11 protein-coding genes and 1 pseudogene are annotated in these 23,598 nt (G+C 43.8%); 3 read left to right on the top strand and 9 right to left on the bottom strand.

The window, feature by feature from the left end; all coding sequences use genetic code 11:
- From PseudUWO311_RS17400 to rpsD, 5 genes and pseudogenes are all read right to left on the bottom strand, one after another.
- Window positions 1–532, bottom strand: a pseudogene (locus PseudUWO311_RS17400) (photosystem II q(b) protein); the annotation flags it as partial.
- 184 nt (window positions 533–716) lie between these two features.
- A complete protein-coding gene (locus PseudUWO311_RS17395; RefSeq protein WP_142656502.1) occupies window positions 717–1,820 on the bottom strand; it encodes a LuxR C-terminal-related transcriptional regulator in 1,104 nt (367 codons plus the stop codon).
- A 146-nt stretch (window positions 1,821–1,966) separates the two neighbouring features.
- Window positions 1,967–2,668: a DUF4335 domain-containing protein gene (locus PseudUWO311_RS17390; RefSeq protein ID WP_142656501.1), complete on the bottom strand. Its 702-nt coding sequence runs from the start codon at window positions 2,666–2,668 to the stop codon at window positions 1,967–1,969.
- Window positions 2,668–3,255 carry a DUF3038 domain-containing protein gene (locus PseudUWO311_RS17385; RefSeq protein WP_142656500.1) on the bottom strand — a complete coding sequence of 196 codons (588 nt, stop codon included), beginning with the start codon at window positions 3,253–3,255 and terminating at the stop codon, window positions 2,668–2,670. The genes PseudUWO311_RS17390 and PseudUWO311_RS17385 overlap by 1 nt, the downstream gene beginning before the upstream one ends.
- Window positions 3,256–3,377: 122 nt before the next feature.
- Window positions 3,378–3,986 (bottom strand): 30S ribosomal protein S4, encoded by a 609-nt coding sequence (rpsD, locus tag PseudUWO311_RS17380; protein ID WP_103670143.1) that lies wholly within the window; start codon window positions 3,984–3,986, stop codon window positions 3,378–3,380.
- A 998-nt stretch (window positions 3,987–4,984) separates the two neighbouring features.
- On the opposite strand from rpsD, the gene PseudUWO311_RS24125 reads away from it, so the two are divergent.
- Window positions 4,985–14,734, top strand: a complete 9,750-nt coding sequence (locus PseudUWO311_RS24125; RefSeq protein WP_190303546.1) for an esterase-like activity of phytase family protein — start codon at window positions 4,985–4,987, stop codon at window positions 14,732–14,734.
- A 602-nt stretch (window positions 14,735–15,336) separates the two neighbouring features.
- On the opposite strand, the gene PseudUWO311_RS17350 is transcribed toward PseudUWO311_RS24125, so the two are convergent.
- Entirely contained in the window at window positions 15,337–15,585 is a 249-nt protein-coding gene (locus PseudUWO311_RS17350) for a DUF4926 domain-containing protein (protein ID WP_142656499.1), read from the bottom strand.
- A gap of 18 nt (window positions 15,586–15,603) precedes the next feature.
- Entirely contained in the window at window positions 15,604–15,936 is a 333-nt protein-coding gene (locus PseudUWO311_RS17345; protein WP_142656498.1) for a DUF6883 domain-containing protein, read from the bottom strand.
- On the opposite strand from PseudUWO311_RS17345, the gene PseudUWO311_RS24120 reads away from it, so the two are divergent.
- Window positions 15,935–16,105, top strand: a complete 171-nt coding sequence (locus tag PseudUWO311_RS24120; protein WP_190303545.1) for a hypothetical protein — start codon at window positions 15,935–15,937, stop codon at window positions 16,103–16,105. The two genes, PseudUWO311_RS17345 and PseudUWO311_RS24120, sit on opposite strands and share 2 nt — an antisense overlap.
- Window positions 16,106–16,252, top strand: coding sequence for a hypothetical protein (locus PseudUWO311_RS24115; protein WP_190303544.1), 147 nt, complete (start codon window positions 16,106–16,108; stop codon window positions 16,250–16,252).
- Between the two features lie 757 nt (window positions 16,253–17,009).
- On the opposite strand, the gene PseudUWO311_RS17340 is transcribed toward PseudUWO311_RS24115, so the two are convergent.
- Window positions 17,010–21,818 (bottom strand): CARDB domain-containing protein, encoded by a 4,809-nt coding sequence (locus tag PseudUWO311_RS17340; RefSeq protein WP_142656497.1) that lies wholly within the window; start codon window positions 21,816–21,818, stop codon window positions 17,010–17,012.
- A 213-nt stretch (window positions 21,819–22,031) separates the two neighbouring features.
- Entirely contained in the window at window positions 22,032–23,579 is a 1,548-nt protein-coding gene (locus PseudUWO311_RS17335; RefSeq protein ID WP_142656496.1) for an HlyD family efflux transporter periplasmic adaptor subunit, read from the bottom strand.
- Window positions 23,580–23,598 lie beyond the last annotated feature (19 nt).

The following is a 23,598-nucleotide window of genomic DNA, read 5'->3' as shown; positions in this document are numbered from 1 at the left end:
CAGAGATTCCCAAAGGCATACCGTCAGAGAATGATCCTTGTCCGATTGGGTAGATCAAGAATACTGCGGTTGCTGCTGCTACTGGTGCAGAGTATGCTACTGCGATCCAAGGACGCATACCGAGGCGATAGGAAAGTTCCCATTCACGTCCCATGTAGCAGAAGATGCCAATGAGGAAGTGGAATACTACTAGTTGGTAAGGACCACCGTTGTATAGCCATTCGTCGAGGCTGTCTGCTTCCCAAATGGGGTAAAAGTGCAAGCCAATCGCATTTGAAGATGGTACGACTGCGCCAGAAATCATGTTATTGCCGAATAGCAAGGAGCCTGCTACTGGCTCGCGGATGCCGTCGATGTCAACGGGTGGTGCGCCTACGAAGGCGATTACGAAGCATGTGGTTGCTGCAAGTAAGCAAGGGATCATGATTACGCCGAACCAACCTACATATAGGCGGTTGTCGGTGCTGGTGATCCAGTTGCAAAACTGATCCCAGATTGATGCGCTTTCGCGTCTTTGTACTGCTGTGGTCATTGAATTATGATTGCGTGTGTTTTATGTGCTTTATGTATTTGGCTCTCGCCATGAATTAAACAATACTTTGCTTTGTTGAGTTTTGTAAACCATTTATACTCATGATCTGTCTGTAGGGATACCCGTTCTCGCTTTTACTGGTTTCCGTATATGGAGGATTCAGAAATTGCTATAGTTTGTGAGCTCAAAAAATCCACCCATTGACCATAGCTATATGCAGCGCCTGAAAGCGAGTTCTAGCCCTGAGCTTAGCCAAAATATTATTGATGTGAAACTTGACAGTACTTTCACTGATCACTAATTGCTGTGCGATATCCCGATCGCGCAATCCTTGAGTTAATAGCTGCATCATCTCCAATTCACGTTCAGACAAGGGCATTGCATCCTTAATAAAGGGAATTGCGATGGCTATTTGCAACTCAGTTGCATGGATATTGATCTCACCACTCAAGCTAGAAACAATCAAAAACAATTCCCCAAAAAGCGATCGTAGCCAGTTTTGCGGATCAGCAATTCTAACGCTAGTCTTGGCGATAATTGCTTCTAGCGATATCGAGCTATCAGAATAAATCAAGCGGCAATAAGCACCACCAATTTGATTAAGGATTTCTGCTGCCCTCAGGAATACATAGTCAATCGTCATAGTTAGAACTTTTTCAGTACCTACTAGAGTTAAGCGATTGAAATTCAAAATATGGGCTAGGCGATCAGATAACGAACCTTGAGTGAGGGCTGGATTCTGGGTAAGACTCTGCCAGGCTAGTTTTTCTTGCTGATGCTTAAAAGCACTATCAATTGTGATCGCCGCTATCGTGCAGAGCATTCGTAAAAATTCTAAAAACTCAGGGGGCATTTCTTGATGGCTAAAGGCAGCTAAAACTCCCACAACTCTGCCCTTGATTTCTAGGGGATAGCCCGCAAACCCATGAATATTGTTATTAATAGCCCAATTGCGATCGCCAACCCAAGGCTCATCAGCTAAATGGTTACTTAAAAAAGAAACACGGTTTTGGGCGATTTTCCCCACCTTATATGCGCCCATCGGCACTCTTGCAAACCTGCCATCAATGCGCGTATACATACCTGAGGAAGCCACTAGCTTAAGGTATGTCCGATCTGGCTCTAGTAGCCATACCCTAGCAAAAGCACAATCAAACCGCTCTACAATGCCATCGGTCACTCGATGCGCGATCGCCTCTGGATCTAGACATCCAGAAAAAGTTTCGGCAATTTCTGTTCCCCGATGCAAATCGAATAAAAGTTTGGTCGGATCGAGTACCTCAGTCATCAAGCCTAACCCACAAAGATCGAGAAGAGTTTTTTCCCGCCCAGATAAAACTCTCTACATCAATTGAGCCGCAGATCTATGTTTAGCTGTGTATCTGAAGTTACGAAACCCAAATAAAAAAGAGATGTGCAAAGCACATCTCTTTTTTATTTGGGGCTAGCGGTGGGATTAGGCGAGCTTTCAGGATTAGGCGAACTTTCAGGATTTGGTGAGCTTTCAGGACTCGCTGAACTCTCGGTCGTTGGTGACGATGTTGGGGGAGTTGAGACCTTTGGCAATGGTTTAGTCTGAACAGGAACAGGCTGAACAGGCTTTGAATGGGGCTTTGGCGTTGGGATCAAATACAGAACTGTGGCAGCGATCGCTAAACTGAATACACCAGCGATCGCGGGAACTGCCTGACTATTTAACTGAGACTGAGATCGGTAGTCAGAAATCTGCGTCACTAACTTCAGATCAGGCAAAGTTGTCGGATCGCAACATAGACGATCTAGGCTTTCCATCAGATCAAAAAGCTGAATTGTATTCAGTTTGATTTGTAACTGTTTAGGATTATGAGCATCAGCCTCATTTAGCAATACTGAAAGCAAATGTAGATGATTGCCCTCTGGTTCCAAACGCACCTGCTTTTCAGGAATTGCCACCAAAGTATTACTTTTTAAAGCTTGAGCATAAGCTCCAACAACTTTGACTAAAGCATTTAGTAGATCCAGTCCACCCACAACTGGCTCGATGTGATGGCTAAAGCGACAACTAAAACTGGTCAAAATTGACATCACATCGCCGCCTGTGATGATCCCGTCGATCAGCAAAGTACAACTTGGCAAACTATAGCTGCGTTGAATCATTACGCGATCGCTCCATCAAACAAACTATTCCACAAGCGAAACTCACCAGCTACGCCACTACATAGCAACATTCGGGTCAGCAACTGTAATGCTAACTCGCGAATAGCTTCTTTACTCAGGGGGGAAGGCGATCGCATCCGACCGATATATAAAGATGTGAAGCGATCAATATAATTTTCTAAAAAAACTTGATTTTGCTGTAAACCTAATGCCTCGATCTTGCCCTCAATCATCTGTTGATGGGTACTCAGCAGTAAGCGCAAACCCGTATCTAACTGCTTAGCGATCGTGCAAACAATCTTTACTAAGGCTCTGAGCTCATCCCAGCTTAGACTCGCTCGTTGATAGTTGCGTCGCAGCGGATTCGTATTACGTAGTCGCCAAAAAGCAACACGACTAGGAATCGTCTTTTCTAAACCTAACTGCTCGATCAAGACCAGCATTACTTCAACTGCTTCTAAGTCCAGCGCCTCGATCGCTAGAAGCAGATGATCAATATCCATACGGACACTGCGGGGACAACCCCTAACAAAGTCCTTAGGAACGTGTAAATCGAGGTTTACAGGAGCAGAAATATTTAACTGCATAATTCGCAGTGAAGTTGAACCTAATAGAGTTTACCCAATTGGCAGTTTACCCAGTTGGAAGGCTTTCAGCTACAAGCAATTTATCTAAAGATCAACAAAGCCCGTAGCTGAGTGCTTCAACCTTAAGCTTGGCGTGAGTAGTACTCAATAACCAGCAGTTCGTTCACTTGCAGTGCTACCCATTCGCGTTCGACAACGCCATTGACCTTACCAGTCATCTTCGCCTTATCAAATTCTAAATGGCTAGGAATGTTAGAAAGACCAGGGAATTCGAGATTACGCTCGACAATTTTACGAGATTTTTCGTTATCTTTAACGCTAATTACTTCACCTGGGCGGCAGCCGTAACTAGGAATGGTGACACTCTTACCATTAATAGTGATATGTCCATGGTTTACCAGTTGACGCGCAGCAGGGATCGTCGGTGCAAATCCCATACGGAAAACAGTATTATCCAGACGCATTTCTAGCAGTTGTAGTAATACTAAACCTGTAGAACCCTTAACTCGTCTTGCTCTGCGCACATAGCGAAGCATTTGAGTCTCAGTTAGACCATAGTTAAAGCGTAACTTTTGCTTTTCTTCTAGACGCACAGCATATTCAGAGCGCTTTTTGCGGTCTTGACCATGCATTCCAGGTGGATATGCGTGCTTAGGTTGTTTGCGACTTAGACCGGGAAGCTCTCCGAGTCTTCTGACGATTCTGAGGCGCGGACCTCTATAACGGGACATAGCTCCTTCCTTATTACTGTTGAAAACTTGACAGCCTATCTAGTATATGGCAATTTGTCAAAAAATTTTGCCGAGTTATGAAGTTTTAGCAATCCTAAATTACGGAGCTATTTTTTGGTTTCTCATTGCCGCTGGTGAAGAAAGCCCAAAACCAGCTTTTTGTAATGAAAATTGCTGATGAAGTTTTAAATTAATTCTTTTTATAGCTACTGTCACTTGTCTTAGGACAAATCAAAACCCAAGAATTGGTTGGCGGCGCGGCGCGCCACCAACCAATTCTTGGGTTTTATGTCCTAGTAAACTTGGCGACAGCTATGCGTTGGTTGTTGCGCGTATCTAAGCGAGCTAACTTAGCAGTTCGCGAAATATATAAACAATTTGAACAGCAAAGACAAAAATGACGTTTTCGTCATTTTTGTCTTTGCTGTTCAAGAAAGTATGGTTAGCCTTAAAAATAATCTCTTTAAATTTCAAATCAAGTAGCGATCGCTTAAATAGTCTGTTATTAATTTCGTGATCATATTTATCCTTTTCTTAACCAAAATTGTGTTGTTCTCTTAACCCAAGCTTATAGAACTTTCCTGTAGGCTAATTAAGGAAAAAAATTAGAGTTTAAGAATATATATATGTTTTAAGTGTCAGTAAATAGTTAGGTTCTAGGTGCTTACAAAATCTTAATTTTATCTCTGGTGAGATACTCCCCATTATTGCTTGATATTGCTATTGGGCAAGTACTCTATTGGAGATCAATAGAACATTTCTATAGTCTGGACTTGATCCTGAAAATCTATTAACTGCGAGAATTTAAGCATCTTCTCGTAAGTATTAAAACTAGTTAAAAAGAATTACTTGATAATTGCGACTGCAATTTTAAAAGTTCATATCAAGTGATTATTATTTTGTCGTGCTTTGCATTTTCTTAAGATGCAATTTCTCTGCATGCCTTTATTTAAAAATCATTCCCTCCTATTCTCCCAAATCTATCAAGGCAACAAAAAATGGCACTAAATTCTGGCGATATTGCATTTGTATCTTTTAATGCTGATGAAGATGGATGGTCAATTGTCACGTTTGTAGACATAGCTCCAAATACAACTATTTATTTTTCCGATGGCACGGCTACTAGTCCTACATCTATTGGCTCTGGTGAATCTTCTTTTCAATGGTCAACTGGTGCTAATACCATCACTGCTGGTACTGTGGTTCGTTTTAGTGCAATTGACAGTGCTTCACGAACATCATCGGTTGGGACTTTCACTGTAGTTAATAGTTCAAATCTTGGACTATCGGCAACTGCTGAAACTATTTATGCTTTTCTTGGCACTAGCGCTACGTCTCCGACCACAATTTTAACGGCAGTATCATCCGAGGCAAACAATAATTCACTTACAACGGTTGGACTGACGGCTGGAACTAATGCTTTAAAGTTGACAAGTAGTACTGACTTCGCTGGATATAGTGGCTCCAGAACTGGACAAGCTAGCATTGCCGATTATAAATCTTTAGTTTTTAATCCTGCTAATTGGACTATAGATGTTGGTGGCGATGGCGCTCTAGTAGTCCCGAATACTACAAACTTTACGATCGCCACAGCTCTACCTACAGTCAGCTTATCAGTAAGCACTAACAGTGGTTCTGAATCAGGTCAAACTGTAATCACTATCACCGCTACCGCTTCTAATGCAGTTACTGGAGATCAAAATGTTAACGTTGCTGTGAGTGGACTTGGTATTACTACAGGTGACTATACGCTTAGTAATAATGTCATCACGATCGCGAATGGTGCTACCACAGGATCTGTCACCTTTACAGTTGTGGATGATGTTTTATCTGAAGGTACAGAAACTGCCACATTAAGTATCAGCAATCCATCTTCAGGAATTGCTTTGGGTAGCACTACTTCTTTAAATGTCACTATCACCGACAACGATGTTGTAGTTGTACCCAGTGTGCGTATTCACGACATTCAAGGTGCGGGACATATTTCCACCTATGCAGGACAAGCAGTGACTGGTGTTGAAGGTATCGTCACCGCGATCGCCTCAAATGGCTTCTACTTACAAGATCCAAATCCTGATGCCAATGATGCTACTTCTGAAGGGATTTTTGTATTTACATCTTCTGCTCCAACCGTACTCGTAGGCGATTCCTTACTGGTTAATGGAACCGTATCTGAGTTTCGTCCAGGCGGTTCAGCTAACAACCTGACGATCACCCAAATTGTCAGCCCCGTAATTACGAAGCTCTCAAGTGGCAATGCTTTACCCACAGCAACTATTCTCGGCAATGGCGGACGGGCAATTCCCAACCAGATCATTAGTAATGATGCAGCTATTATTAATAATATTAATGGAGTGCCTATCAGCAATGTGGAGAATCCTGGTACTGTCTTCGATCCTGCTCAAGATGGGATTGACTTCTACGAAAGTTTAGAAGGAATGCGGGTGCAAGTGAACAATCCTGTGGCAACTTCACCCACCGCCAACTTTGGATCGTCTGAAGAAATTTGGGTATTGGCAGACAATGGCGCTAATGCTACTAGCCGCACTAGCCGAGGCGGCAGCTTGATTACAGCTAATGACTTCAATCCAGAACGGATTCAAATCGACGATCTCAACAATTCCTCGGTATTACTGCCCGATGTAAATGTCGGCGCTCAACTTAGCTCGATTACAGGTGTGGTCAGCTACGACTTCAATAACTACGAAGTGTTGGTTTCGACTGCGCCAACCGTGGTGCAACCATCGACTTTACAAAAAGAGGTCACCAACCTTACGAGTAGTGCTACACAATTGACGGTGGCAACCTTCAATGTGGAAAACCTCGATCCGAGCGACACGACATTTAATGCGATCGCCAGTGCAATTGTCACCAATATGAAGTCCCCTGACATCATTAATCTGGAAGAGATTCAGGACAACAATGGCGCGACTAACGATGGGACGGTTGATGCGAATGTAACGCTGCAAACGCTGATTAATGCGATCGCAGCCGCTGGCGGACCTACTTATGAATATCGCCAAATTAATCCAGTCAACAATCAAGATGGTGGCGAGCCTGGTGGCAACATCCGCGTAGCATTCCTATTTAATCCCAATCGCGTGAGTTTTGTTGAAGGTTCATTACAACGCTTGACCGATAGCAATCTTGCTGATGGTGATGCTTTCGCTAGCAGCCGTAAACCTCTCGTTGGCAAATTTGTTTTCAACCAGCAGGAAGTGACCGTCATTGGGAACCACTTCAACTCTAAAGGCGGCGATCAACCTCTATTTGGTCCTAATCAACCACCGACGCTAAGTAGCGAAGTGCAACGCAACCAGCAAGCCATCATCGTCAAAGATTTTGTGCAAGGGCTGTTGGCAACCAACCCGAATGCAAATATCGTGGTCGCAGGAGACTTGAATGATTTTGAGTTCTCTAATCCTCTTACCATTTTGGAAAATGGTGGATTGAACACGCTAGTCGAAACTCTGCCAGCTAACGAACGTTATACCTATAATTTTCAGGGCAATGCACAGGTACTGGATCAGATTTTGGTGAGTAACAATCTCAATAGCAAACTCGATGGTTTTGATGTCGTTCATATTAACTCTGAGTTTGCCAATCAAGTTAGCGACCACGATCCGAGTGTTGCTCGTTTCAATCTCCCATCTCCTAATCAAGCTGCCTATACATTACAACTGCTTCACTACTATGGCGAGAGCGGCTTACTCGGTGTCGAAACTGCGCCGATCATGGGTGCGCTGATCGACAAGTTCGATGACCAATACAGCAATACTTTAGTAATTGGGGAAGGCGATAGTTATATTCCAGGGCCTTGGTTGGTTGGCGGCTCCGACCCTTCTCTGAATGCAGTTCCTGGCATCGGAAGCACTGCACTCGGTCGTCCTGACATTGCGATCATGAACGCCTTTGGAACCGATGTTTCGGCACTGGGAAATCATGAGTTTGACCTCGGCTCGCCAGTCCTACAAGGTGCGATCGCACCTTCAGGGGCTTGGGCTGGAGCACAGTTCCCTCTCATTACTTCCAATTTAAACTTTAGTGCTGACAGCTCTTTACGCGGTCTTGCCGATGCATCGTTAGGTGGACCAGCAACGAATGCATTTGCTGGTCAGGAAGCCTCGGCAATCAAGGGCAAAATTGCACCTTATGCCGTAGTAACCCAAGGTGGCGAGAAGATCGGTATTGTTGGCGCTACTACCTTCGACCTCCTGAGTAAGACTTCGCCCAACGGCACTGTGCCAAAGGACGACGGTATTCCTTCCACCGATGATTTGCAGGAAGTCGCAGCCTACATCCAAGCTTCAGTAAATGCTCTAAGAGCATTGGGGATTAACAAGATCGTGATGGTGGATCAGCTAGACACGATCGAACGCAACAAAGCTCTGGCTCCATTGGTCTCAGGCATCGACGTGATGATCGCTGGCGGTGGTCACGAGCGCTTGGGCGATGCAAATGATACGGCGGTTGGATTTAACGGACACAGTGCCGACTTCATCCCAGATGCTTACCCAATCGTTACAGCCGGCTCCGACGGCAAGCCTACACTGATCGTCACCACTGACACTGAATACACTTATCTGGGTAGATTGGTAGTTGATTTTGATGCAAATGGCGAGATTATTCTTCCCAATCTCAATCCATTAATTAATGGGGCCTATGCTTCGACTGAGGCGAACCTGCAAGCAGCCTATGGCACGACCCAAACCGCCGAGCAGATTATTGCTAGTAGCACGATTGGCTCTAAGGTTGATGCGATTACCGAGGCAATTAACAATGTAATCATCTCCAAGGACAGCAATATCTTTGGCTACACCAAAGTTTATTTAGAAGGCGATCGCGCTTTCGGTCGAGCGCAGGAAGTCAACCTCGGTGACATCACCGCCGATGCCAATCTATTTAAAGCAAAAGAAGCACTGGGAAATAATGCCATCCTATTCTCATTAAAGAATGGTGGTGGTTTACGTGCTTCAATCGGTGCGATCGGCGAAGATGGAGGAAAGGAACCACCAGCAGCCTCTACTGTGAAGCCTGCTGGCGCAATCTCGCAGCTTGATGTTGAGAATGCGCTCCGCTTTGACAATAAGCTCATGGTGTTCGATACGACTGCACAGGGGTTGCTAAACATCCTGAACTACGCTGCTGGACTTGCCCCTGGCAATGGCGGCTATGCACAGCTTGGCGGTATCCGCTTTTCCTACAATCCCACCAAACCCGTAGGCTCAAAAGTACAGGATGTGGCGATCTACGACCTCAATGGTAGTCTTGTCGCGAAGGTCGTGGACAATGGGGTAATCCTATCGAGCGCACCTGCAACGATTAGCGCTGTGGTGCTTAACTTCACTGCAAATGGTGGTGATGGCTATCCAATTAAGGCAAATGCCGATAACTTCCGCTATTTACTAAGCGATGGCACGCTTTCAGCACCGATTAGCGAGGCTCTAGATTTTACTGCTGTAGCGAATGTTCCTACTAATACCCTCGGTGAACAGAAAGCTTTTGAGGATTTCCTACGCACATTTCACGGCACGCCGCAAACTGCTTATTCCGTCGCCGATACCGCTGCCTCACTCGATCAGCGCATCCAAAACCTGACCGTGAGACAAGACGAGGTATTCACAAATGTAGCAAACTACAATTTCACGAATCTCCCAAACATTGGTACAACTTCTAATGGGCAACAGCTCTCGTTAGGTGGCTTCTCTGGTTTGTATTTCCAAGGAGTTGCCGACAATGGCAATCTCAAGTTTGTCACTAACACCGATCGCGGACCAAATGGCGATCCAACAGGTGCAAATAGACCGTTTTATCTGCCTAACTTCCAACCCGAAATCGTCAGCTTTGAGCTTAATCGCACTACTGGACAAATCACGATTACAAATCGTACTGGTTTATTCCGTCCCGATGGTACAACTCCATTAACAGGATTGCCTAACCTGCAAGCAGGAGCTAATGGAACTGCTTACACTGATGAAATTGCGGTTGATCTCAATGGCAATGTTCTACCGAACGATCCTTTGGGTGCTGATTTAGAGGGAATTGCCGTTGCCGCCAATGGTGATTACTGGATGGTGGACGAATACCGTCCTGCTATTTATCACTTTGATGTGAATGGGAAACTCCTCGATCGCTTTATTCCCAATGGCACGGCGACTGCACCAAATCCTGATGCACCTCCTGGAACCTTCGGTACAGAAGCATTACCCGCAGTCTACGCTCAACGCCGTAATAACCGAGGCTTTGAAGCGATCGCCCTAGAAGGCAATAAACTCTATGCCTTTATTCAGAGTGCGATCGACAACCCAGATAATGCTGGTGATACGACTTCTAGAAGCTCACGCAATTTGCGGATTTTGGAATTTGATACGGCTTCTAAAGCTGTAATCGGCGAATATATTTATCTCCTAGATAATATTTCTGCAAGTGGCAACGCCAAAACTGACAAACTCGGTGATGCTGTCTCCCTTGGCAATGGCAAATTTGCAGTTGTAGAACGCGATGACCTTGCGACTTCTGCTTCCAATAAATTGATTTATCAAATTGATTTGGGTGCAGCAACCAATATCTACAATGCTAGCTTTACCTTCCCAGCAGGCAAAACTGCGATCGAGCAGCTTACTCCTGCCGAACTCGCCAGCGCTGGCATTAATGTTGTCTCGAAGAGCCTGATTGCTAATGCCGCTCAATATGGTTACACAGGCGTAGAAAAGCTCGAAGGTCTGGCACTAATTGGGCCCAACCAATTGGCTCTGATTAATGACAACGACTTTAACGTTGCAGGAACGACAACCCCTGAGAAACTTGGCATTCTTGAGTTGAGCAAAACCTTGCCTGTTTCAGCGATCAATTTCAGTGGTGCTAACTATTCCGTTACCGAAGGTAATGGTTCCACAACTGCAACCGTTCGCATTACCAGAACAGGCGATGTATCGGGTACGAGTACGGTAGAACTGCAATTGACCGATGGTACGGCAACTGGAAGCGTTGTTCCTCCTGTATTTCCTCAAATCAAGGGTACTAGCAGTTCGGCAACTCCGTATTTAGTCCCCACGGCAGCAGGTGTCAGCTTCACATCGATCTTGACCGTAGGTGATAGCATCGGCGGCTATAAGATGGCTGGTATTCCTGACGGGCTTGGTTCCTATGACAATGGCGACGGTACATTCACCGTTTTGATGAATCATGAGATTGCAGGTACTCTTGGCGTAAACCGCGATCATGGCTCTAAAGGTGCATTTGTCTCCAAGTGGGTAATTAACAAGTCCGATCTTTCCGTTGTGAGTGGCGACGACCTAATCCAAAATGTCAATACTTGGGATGGTTCCAAATTTGTCCAAGGCACAACTGCTTTCTCTCGCTTCTGTTCTGCGGATTTAGCACCTGTTTCTGCTTTCTACAACAGTGCCACTGGACTCGGTACTCAAGAGCGGATCTTCTTAAATGGTGAGGAGTCTGGCCCTGAGAGTCGCGCTTTTGGTCATATTGCTACAGGCTTAAATGCAGGTACTACGTATCAATTGCCATACCTTGGCAAATTCAGTTGGGAAAATGCTGTAGCCAGCATCACCGCTAGTGACAAAACTGTAGTTGCAGGGATGGATGACAGTACTGGTGGTCAGGTTTACTTCTATGTTGGGAATAAAACTAACAGTGGTACTGAGATTGATAAGGCTGGACTCAATAACGGCAAGTTGTTTGGCATTAAGGTAGATGGACTAACATCGGAAACCAATGCTACCGCCTTGGCTTCTGGGACAAGGTTCGCGCTATCAGATTTAGGAAGCGTCCAAAATACTACAGGTGTAGCACTGGAAACCGCTAGTAATGCTGCTGGTGTGACCAACTTCCTCAGACCTGAAGATGGTGCTTGGGATCCCTCGAATCCAAGAGACTTCTATTTTGCTACCACAAACAGCTTTACTGGGCCTAGCCGTCTCTGGAGACTGCGTTTTGACGACCCCACCAATCCTGAGTCAGGTGGAACCGTGGAAATGGTGCTTGACGGTACTGAAGGTCAAAAGATGTTTGACAACTTCACCATCGATCGCTACGGGCATATCCTGCTCCAAGAAGATATTGGTAACCAAGCTCCTCTTGGCAAAATCTGGCAGTACGACATCGCTACAGATACCCTCAAACAACTGGCTCAGCATGATCCAAATCGATTTGTTTCTGGCTCAGCTAATTTCTTGACTCAAGATGAAGAATCATCGGGCATTATTGACGCTCAAGACATGCTGGGTGCTGGTTGGTTCCTGCTTGATGTTCAAGCTCACTATCCTATTCCTGGCGAATTAGTAGAAGGCGGTCAGCTTCTGGCGTTCTTTAACCCAGATACTTACAAGGCTTCGTTGTTGGACTACAACAATAAACCGATTACAGTAACCTTCGCTGCTGGTGAAACTTTCAAGGATGTGCAGATTCCAATTGTGGGAGATACCAATCCTGAAAGCAATGAAACCATCAACTTGAGTCTCAAGAATCCTAGTCCTGGCACTTTGATTGGTATCAATCAACCCAAAGCTGTTTTGACAATTCTCAATGATGATGTCAATAACGCTCCAGTTCTAACAGGTACTCCTGCGATCCTTGCTGCTGGAACAGAAGACACCACCTACAAGATCTTAGCGGCAGACTTGCTAGCTGGATTTACCGATGCGAATAACGATGTACTTGCGGTATCTGGACTAACTGCTTCCAATGGCACTTTAATCGACAATCGCGATCGCACCTACAGCTTCACCCCCAATGCTAACTTCAATGGCACGGTTAGCTTGAGCTACAACGTTGTCGATGGAAAGGGTGGCTCAATTGCTGCAACCCAAACCATTGCGATCGCTGCGGTCAACGATGCACCAGTTGGCGCAGTATCGATTTCAGACACTACACCAACAGAGACCCAAACCCTTGTTGCTAGCAACTTGTTTACTGACGTTGATGGTTTGACTAACGCTGTCTTTAACTATCAGTGGCAACAATCAGATATTGGCGGTGGTGTGACATTCACCAACATCGCTGGTGCGATCGGCAGCACCTTCACCCCTACTCAAGCTCAGGTTAATCGCCAATTGCGTGTGGTAGTGAGCTATACCGATGACCAAGGTACAGTGGAAACTCTTACCTCAGCGCCAACCATTGTCACTGGTGACTTCTATGTCGGTACTTCAAGTGTCAATACTTTCACAGGCACTAACGGTCAAGACATCATTGCTGGACTTGGCAACAACGATATTCTGAATGGTCTTGATGGCGATGATATCTTCCGCTATACCATTGGTGATGGCAAAGATATCGTTGATGGTGGTGCTGGTAACGACAGCCTGAATATTCTCGGTACAGATAATTCTGAAACTCTGAGTGTAGTTTTCAATGGTACGCCTGTTTCGATTATTGCAGGTGGTACGGTAACCAACGTTGAATCGATAACCGTCGATCTGCTGGGTGGTATTGACACCCTTAATTATGGATCGACTACAGCCGATTTGACGGTTAACCTAAACACTGGTGTGGCATCTGGCTTTACAGCGATCGCAAATATCGAGAACGTCACAGGCGGATTCGGGAACGACATCATCACTGGTAACAGCGGCAATAACACTCTTCGTGGTGAATTTGGTAACGATATCCTAGATGGTGGTTTAGGAGCAGACAGCTTAATTGGTGGAGCGGGCAATGATACTTACATTGTTGACAACATCAATGACACTATCTCTGATTCATCTGGAACTGATACCGTTCTTTCGAGTATCGACTGGACTCTTGCTGGTAGCACTCTTGAGAATCTAACTCTCACTGGCAACAGCGATATCAACGGCACTGGTAATGGACTGCAAAATGCGATTATTGGCAATAGTGGTAACAACATTCTCAATGGTGGTAGTAATGCAGATACTCTAACTGGTGGTGCTGGCAACGACACCTACATTGTGGACAATGTTAGTGATGTGGTCAACGAACTAGCCAATGAGGGAACTGACACTATTCTCTCAAGCGTCACCCGTACCTTGGAAGCCAATGTGGAAAACCTCACGCTGACAGGCGGTAATACGATTAATGGAACTGGTAACGATCTTAATAACATCATCACTGGAAACAGTCGGAACAACATCCTTGATGGTGGAATTGGGGCAGATACGCTCATTGGTGGTCTAGGCAATGACACTTACATCATCGATAACTTGAGTGACTCAATTACTGAAGAATTGAATCAAGGTACAGATTTGGTGCAGTCAAGCGTTTCATGGACTTTAGGCGCAAACCTTGAGAACTTGACTCTAACTGGTAGTGCAAACATCAATGGTACTGGGAATAGCGTCAATAACGTTATTAATGGGAATGATGGCAACAATACTCTCAGTGGCGGATTCGGTAACGATTCTCTAACTGGCGGTTTAGGCGCAGATGTACTTGTTGGTGGATTTGGCAATGACACATTGTTCCTCGGTCTCAATGATGGAGCCACTGATAGAGTCGTCTATAACCTCGGTGATGATAGCGACGTGGTGAATCAATTCCTCCGTGGAGTTGGAGGCGATCTGCTCCAGTTCAATAACATCGCTGCCATTGACGTACGTACTGTTGGGAGCAACACTCAGTTCCGTTTAGGTGATGGTGTTACTGGCAACGGTAATTTTGGCAATGGTTCGCTCCTGCTAACCTTGAATGGAGTCACTGGATTTGCATCTAACAATATCAATGACAACATCTTAACTGGTTCCATTCCTACAACTTTTAACTTTAGTTAGAAGGTTTTCAGATGAGCAATAGGAGTCCCTAGGTCTGATGAAGCGTTAGCTTAGAATTTAAATAAAACACCCTGTCCATTGACGGACAGGGTGTTTTATTTTTTGCGATCACCACTCACATCATCAAACAGCGATCGCATTCTCTAAAAATCTGCGATCTCCATCTCATTCCACAAACCCGCGATCGCAACTCACCTCAACCCAAACAACGATCGCCTATTTTCGCCAGACAAACTAAATGTTCAAAATGATCGCCCCCTCATTCCAAAAACCAGCGATCTCATCTCAAATAACGATCGCCTATTTTCTCAGACGCATTAAAGCGCTCGCCCTCTCATTCCATAAACCTACGATCGCAACTCCCCTCAAATCAAACAACGATCACCTATTTTCTTAGACACTCTAAATGTTCAAAGCGATCGCCCTCTCATTCCATAAACCTACGATCGCACCTCACCTCAAATCAAATAGTGATCGCCTATTTCCGTCAGACATACTAAATGCTTAAAGCGATCGCCCCCTCATTCCACAAGCCAACGATCGCAACTCATATCAGATCAAACTGCGATCGCCTCGGCTATGAAAAAACATTTAAACTCAGATCATGCTGTAACTAATTGAGGTTTTGGATTAGGTAATGCTGGCTCGAAACGAAGGATCATAAATTCTTCTGGAGTTAATCCTAGAGATTCGTATGTACGACCATTGCGATCGCTAAATTCGACTTCAAAGGCTTGACCATTGGCAAGTATCTCAACAACTGTACCTACCTGTCCGCGCCATAAATTATCTTGGGGAAGATCGATAGTTAGAGCTACGACATCTAGAAGTTTTACTGAACTTGTTAACATATTTATCATCTCCACTGACTACAGAGGGTAGCAGGTCGTTAGTTTTGGAATATTTGAACTATGTTCAATAATCCATCCACTCCGCAGGGTTGCATTTCTATTTTGCCACGTAATCTCAAAATCTACAGTGTATCGTTGCCCAAATCTATCAGATTTGCCTAATTTAGCTTCATGAGTTTTGATAATCTCTAGGAGAATCAGCCTTAATTCTTCAGCATTTTCTGCTTTCATGCCAAGGATTGAGGAAAACAGTCTGGCTTTATGTTTACCGTCATCATGTTCTAGATTAAGACAGTAATCCCGTAATTTACGAATATCAACAATGGCGTTGTTGGCGTAAGGAATTAGCATGTCTAGCTATAACTGTAACAATCGTTTTTATTTTGCCATGTTTGATTGTTTTATAAAAGCGATCGCCACTTCACCACATCAACCAGCGATCGCACACTCATTCCATAAACCAACGATCGCAACTCATCTCAAATCAAACAGCGATCGCCTATTTTCTCAGACACACTAAATGCTTAAAGCGATCGCCCTCTCATTTCACAAACCAACGATCGCCACTTCACCCCATCAACCAGCGATCGCCCCCTCATTCCACAAACTAACGATCGCAACTCATCTCAAATCAATCAACGATCGCCTATTTCCCCAAACACGCTAAATGCTCAAAGCGATCGCCCTCTCATTTCAAAAACTAAAGATCGCAACTCATCTCAACCCAAACAACGATCGCCTATTAGACTTAATCGGAAATAAAACAGCCAAAATGCCATCAAACTCTTATGCAGTAAGCATTTTATTGATTTCTTGGGTGTTTCTGAAAACCTTATGTAGTAAGGCTTTCACTTATTTCCGATTAAGTCTATTTTCTCAAACACCCTAAATGTTCAAAGCGATCGCCCCTTCATCCCACAAACAAGCGATCGCAACTCATCTCAAATCAATCAACGATCGCCTATTTTCTCTGTCACGCTAAATGTTGAAAGCAATCGCCCCATCACCTTACAAATCAACGATCGCACCTCACCTCAAATCAAATAGCGATCGCCTATTTTGTCAAACACACTAAATGCTTAAAGCGATCGCCCCTTCATTCCACAAACCAGCAATCGCAACTCACCTCAAACCAAACAACGATCGCCTATTTCCTCAGACCCACTAAATGTTTAAAGCGATCGCCCCTTATACCACAAACCAACGATCGCAACTCATCTCAAATCAAACAGCGATCACCTATTTTGTCAGACACTCTTGACATTCAAAGCGATCGCCCTCTCATTCCACAAACCAACGATCACCTCCCTAATCCCAAACCAAACATCGATTAATCGATTACTTTTTATCAAAAAAGATCGCCCTTTGCGTTTTAAACTCGAAAGGCGATCGCTTTTTAACTTTGTGAATTAATATAGCGTAGCTTAAACAGAATAAGCTTCTGCTGCGCCGTAGTTAACATTCCATCCTAAGTCTCGTAAAGCAGCAATAGTCATCTGGCTAATGGGCATTCCACCATAATCAGCTTCATGAGTCATTATTTCATTACCAAATATTTCTTCACGCCAGTGATAGTAATCAGAACCCGCTCCAACACCAGTAGTTAAAGGAATTGCTGTTTGCTGATAAGTTCCTAATAACTCACCGTAAGCCCAACCTGCATAGCTGTTAGCCTTATAAAGTGCAGTTGAAGTGTTAACGAAATCACCTTGCAGACTTTGTACCCCAACAAGTCCCAACACATGACCAAATTCATGAATCATCACACGACGGAAATAGTCAATGTTTGAAGATAAAGAAGCTACGGCTTCTGAATTATTGTTAACATTTGAACTGCCTAATGTTGGCATCCAACGTCCAATAGCATCATAACTACCGTTAGTTGCTACTGCTGATGCAAGAACTCCACCACCATTACTCCATGCTTGATTAGTTCCGCCAACGGTAATATTGATATTGTGATTACCATTAAAACTACTGTAGGTAATAACATTTTCCCAAAAATCAGCAGCTTCTTGGACAGCAGTTCGCATAGCACTACTCAATATATCCGCGCCCTGTCCCCAAGTAATATCAACAGAAAATAGGCGATTATCAGTTGCAGCAGTAGTAAAGTTAGTTGAAAGACTGTAGTTTGCGGTCTGACTGTTGTAATTCATTACTTGCAGGAAATAGTCTCCGGAGTTGAGGAAGTCACGAATTGATTCATTTCCCGTTCCTCGTTCCCATTGCCAAGCAAGAATTTCACCTTGATCGATTTGTCCATTACTATTAGTGTCACGGATAAGACGAACATCAGCATCTCCTGTTAGACCAGCTAGACTAGCTGTAAAGATACCAGAAGTATTCACACTAAACTTATAGAAATCATTTGTATCACTGCTGCTAACCTGCTCATTGCGAGAGAAAATAGCTGAAGCCTGAAGAGATGCTGTTCCTAAAGTATTACCAGGATCTGTCGCCACAGGATTAACAAAAATAGTGGCATAAGCTACGTTGTTTGACTCATTGCTTTCAGTGACATATCCATAACCATCAGCTTGGAACAGAATATATTTCGTTCCTGTTCCCCAACTACTGTTGTAGGTGAAATTCAAACTGTTGTATTGCGAAGATCCTGCACTTAATGCATTAACAGACTGATAGCTAATGGATGTGTCATTGCCATCCAAAATCGTGTCGTTTGAGAGCCAGTAGCGCACATAGTTGCTGACTGCTGCACCAGCACCGTTGTTTTGCGTGTATGCACCAACACTCACATTGCCGCCAACTGTAACAGAACTAGTCGCTGTTTGTCCCATGATTACTAAGTCTGGACTAGGTGGTGAAACAAAAATAGTGGCATAAGCTACGTTGTTTGACTCATTGCTTTCAGTTACATTTCCATAACCATCAGCTTGGAACAGAATATATTTCGTTCCAGTTCCCCAACTGCTGTTGTAGGTGAAATTCAAACTGTTGTATTGCGAAGATCCTGCACTTAATGCATTAACAGACTGATAGCTAATGGATGTGTCATTGCCATCCAAAATCGTGTCGTTTGAGAGCCAGTAACGCACATAGTTGCTGACTGCTGCACCAGCACCGTTATTTTGCGTGTATGCACCAACACTCACATTGCCGCCAACTGTAACTGAACTCGTGGCTGTTTGTCCTGTGATTACTAAATCTGGACTAGGCGGTATAACAACAATGGTTGAGTAGGCAATATTGTTTGACTCATTGCTTTCAGTGACATATCCATAACCATCAGCTTGGAACAGAATATATTTCGTTCCTGTTCCCCAACTACTGTTATAGGTAAAATTCAAGCTGTTGTATTGTGAAGCTCCTGCATTCAATGCACCAACATATTGATAATTAATGAATGTGTCATTGCCATCCAAAATTGTGTCATTCGAGAGCCAATACCGCACATAGTTGCTGCTTGCACTTCCATTCCCATTGTTCTGCGTGTACGCACCTATGTTTACCACCCCCCCAACTGTGACTGTACTTGTTGCTGTTTGTCCTGTGATTACTAAATCTGGAACAGATCCAACAAAACCATCACGATTGAGGTCTACTCCAAAATTGGTTTCTAGAATCAGAGCACCAGAAGAATTCAAAGCTATTAAACTACCAGAGGATTGAAAATTCCAATTACTATCCAAATTCCATACTACGGCATTATTCGCAGCAGCATTTTTCCATAGAACTTGATTTTGTCCACCAATAGTTTCAACTGCTACTGTTTCCCATCCAGCAGACGCAAAAATACCTGTGTAAAGTTGCGATCCATTGTAGTTGATGGCAACTGGTGTATTATTGCCAACCTGTGCAAATAACAAGTTAGATGCACCTTTGACCAGTTTTGTACTACCTTGCCACTCAAGGCTCACAGATCCCGTAAAGCTATCACCATTGAGGTCTACTCCAAAGTTAGACTCTTGAGTCAGAGTGCCCCCAGAATTCAAAGCCAAGATACTGCCAGAGGATTGAAAATTCCAACTACTATCTAAATTCCACACTACTACCGAATTCGCAACAACATTTTTCCATAGAACTTGGTTTTGTCCGCCAACAGTTTCAACTGCTACTGCTTCCCATCCAGCAGAAGTAAAAATACTTGTGTAAATTTGCGATCCGTTGTACTTGATGGCAACAGGAGTATTATTGCCAACCTGTGCATACAACAAGCTATATGTATCTTTGACCAGTTTTGTATTACCAAGCGCTTCAACAGATGTGGACGAATTAGTAGGAGTGCCAGAACCGACGAAGCGATCACCATTGATATCTACACCAAATTTAGCCTCTTGAGTAAGCGCGTCAACAGAATTTAAGGCTAATAAACTACCAGAGGATTGAAAATTCCAATTACTATCCAAATTCCACACTACAGCATTATTTGTAGCAATGTTTTTCCATAGAACTTGATTTTGTCCATTCACAGTATCAACTGCTACTGTTTCCCAGCCAGCGGAAGCAAAAATAGTTGTGTAAATCTGTTGTCCGTTGTACTTGATTGAAATAGAAGCATTATTGCCAACTTGTGCGTATAACAAGTTAGATGCATCTCTGACCAGTTTTGTATTACCAAACAATTCCAAATATGCACCGCTAAAGGCAAACCCCACATAGCTATCGCCATTTATATCTACACCAAATGTGGTCTCTTGAGTTAGAGCGCCAGCAGAGTTCAAGGCTAGAATGCTGCCAGAGTATTGAAAATTCCAATTACTATCCAAATTCCATACCACGGCATTGTTCGCAGCAGCGTTTTTCCATAGAACTTGATTTTGTCCACTCACAGTTTCAACGGCTACTGTTTCCCAGCCAGCAGATGCAAAAATAGTTGTATAAATTTGTTGTCCGTTGTACTTGATTGAAACAGGTGTATTGCTTCCGACCTGTGCAGACAAAAAGTTAGATCCATCTTTGAGCAGTTTTGTATTTCCTAGCGATTCAACGGCGATGCTTACAGCCCCTTTATAGCCATTACTATTAAGATCTACTCCAAAATTGGTTTCTAGAATCAGAGCACCAGAAGAATTCAAAGCTATTAAACTACCAGAGGATTGAAAATTCCAATTACTATCCAAATTCCATACTACGGCATTATTCGCAGCAGCATTTTTCCATAGAACTTGATTTTGTCCACCAATAGTTTCAACTGCTACTGTTTCCCATCCAGCAGACGCAAAAATACCTGTGTAAAGTTGCGATCCATTGTAGTTGATGGCAACTGGTGTATTATTGCCAACCTGTGCAAATAACAAGTTAGATGCACCTTTGACCAGTTTTGTACTACCTTGCCACTCAAGGCTCACAGATCCCGTAAAGCTATCACCATTGAGGTCTACTCCAAAGTTAGACTCTTGAGTCAGAGTGCCCCCAGAATTCAAAGCCAAGATACTGCCAGAGGATTGAAAATTCCAACTACTATCTAAATTCCACACTACTACCGAATTCGCAACAGCATTTTTCCATAGAACTTGATTTTGTCCGCCAACAGTTTCAACTGCTACTGCTTCCCATCCAGCAGAAGTAAAAATACTTGTGTAAATTTGTGAGCCGTTGTACTTGATGGCAACAGCAGTGTTACTGCCTACCTGTGCAGATAGTAATTCCGATTCATCTTTTAGTAGTTTGGTGTTACCAAATGTTTCAACGGTTACATTTGTTCCAGCTTGTTCCACAGATATTGACTGTCCATTAAGAGTAATAAAGCCGAGATCATCTTCTTGCTTGATACGAGTCAGCTCAGTATTACTTACAGATTCGCCAAATACCAATAGCCTTGCAAGTTCTCCTTCATCCCCTTGAGTGTCAGATCCAACGAGACTATCTAACCAATGAAAAGTTTCTTCAACCAGAATTCCTGCGGCACCTAAAAATGAATCGAGTGGTGCAGCACTATCCTGCAACAATGTATCCGAAAGATAGACGGTCTGGCTAGAACTTGCGTATGCACCTACTGCATTATTAAAGTTAGCAGCCGCAAGTATTTGTACAGATGGTAATTGGCTAAAGTCTCCTACAGACCATTGCGATCGCATTGCCTGTATTTCCGCCGTATTCGCCTTGTCTCCAAAAACTTGGGCAAACAGATCAGGACTAGCGGCAGCTTGTTGGAATTTGGACTGAACAAGGCTTAAAACATCTGGAAGTTGATTAGCTCCAAAGATAGAAGTGTTGCCCCCATAATTGCCAAAACCAAAGGTTGAGCCTGCATTCTGGCTGTCAGACATAATATTTTCCCTGCTGCTGTAATTGTTTAGCCCCGTACTTCTTAGCTAACAACATCCAGATTAGCTCTCTCCCCCCAGAGCATAACTGCATAACGGTAATTCCGTTTTTGCTATGCGATCGCTTACCTTCACCGATGTAACTAAAACAAGGTTATCCTAAAGAATTCAGCATGTAAACAGAGAAAAGTTATTCAAAAGTTATACAACCTTCATTTAACGGACAAATTTCAGCTTTTCAGTATTTGTGACAAAGAAGTCTGTGAATAAACTCATAACTGTGCGATCGCGAATTTTGATATTTGCCGTTAGTGACATTCCCGACTGCAAATTAATTTTGCGTCCATTAGTCTCTAGGAATTGTTTCTCAAGCAGTACCTTTGCAGGAAATCGATAGGTCGGATTGGTTTGGTCAGGTGGTAGAGCATCAGAACCTATCGAGATTAATTTACCCTTTACATCACCAAACTCAGTGAAAGGGAAAGAGTCAATTCTGACATCTACAGCCATTCCTTCTTTGACAAACCCGATGTCTTGGTTACTAATATAAACCTTCACTACGAGCAGATCGTCAGGTACAATTTTCAACACAACTTCTCCAGCATTGGGGTTCGCCACATAGCCAAGCCCTGCTTTTAGTTCAAATACTGTACCTGAGGCAGGGGCAAGGAGTTCTTGGTTTTTTAGTAATACTTCTGCTTGTTTAATTTGACCTTCTACTTCTGCAAGTCTCTTGGTATTGTCCACCAAGGCTTTAGTAAATTGACTATCGATTTCAGCAATGCGTTTTGTATTATCGGCAATTTGGCTAGTCAACTCTTTGCGGGTAATGTCAAAGGTATTATTCAGTCGGGCTTGTCCCTCCGCGATCGCAGCCTGAATCCTCATTTCCTCCCGTGCTAACTGCCGAATTTCTGACTCCGTAGCGATTACCTGTTGTTGTTGTTTGAGGTATTGAACACGAGAGATTGCTCCTTCTTTAACGGCAATTTCTAGATCATTCAGAATTTTGGCATCAATCGCCAAGGCGTTTGCTTTGCTGGCGCGATTAATTCGTGTTTGATTTAATTGTTCAAGTGACTGATTAATATTCGCCTCAGCCGCTTGCGATCGCGAGCCTAGTTCTGCCCTTGACGCAATCAGCCGATCCTGTTGATCACCTGTCAGATTTGCGCCACCACCATTGACTTGCATTCGATATAGTTGCATTTCCGTCATTAATGCTTCGCGATTTCGAGCTAGGGCAAAAAATTCCACAGGGACAACACTCACTTTTGCTCCATCAATTTCTGCGGCTTTGCCATTGAGAACTTCTCGATAAAACTGGCTTTCCTGCTGGAGATTTTTGCGGAGTTTTTGCAAGGATTCAAGCTGAGACTTCGCTACAGTTGCATCAATCCGCAATAATACTTCGCCTTCCTTGACTTTCTGTCCATCTTTGATTAATACCTCCTTAAGTAGACCATTAGCAGGAATACGTACTTCCTTAACTGCTCCCTGTGGTTCAAGTTTGCCCTGAGCAGGGATTGATTCTTCGATTCTCGCTACCGAAGCCCAAATAATTGCCACTGTCACTGAGCCGACTAATGTCCATAGAATCGCAGGAATCCATTTCGGTGATTGACTTAAGGCTAAGGGCTGATCGAAATTACTTTTTTTAGCGATCGCCGTAGCAGGTTTATCCAGACCATCATTAGAGACTAAATCTTCGGTCGCGATCTTTGCTAATTTTGGAGTTGGTTGATTACCGTTATTATTTGTCATGATCTTTTCACCTTTATTT

The sequence above is a fragment of the Pseudanabaena sp. UWO311 genome, assembly GCF_006937785.1.
GTDB lineage: Bacteria > Cyanobacteriota > Cyanobacteriia > Pseudanabaenales > Pseudanabaenaceae > Pseudanabaena.
The sequence above is the reverse complement of the archived record's forward strand: the minus strand, read 5'-3'. Positions and strand labels throughout refer to the sequence as shown.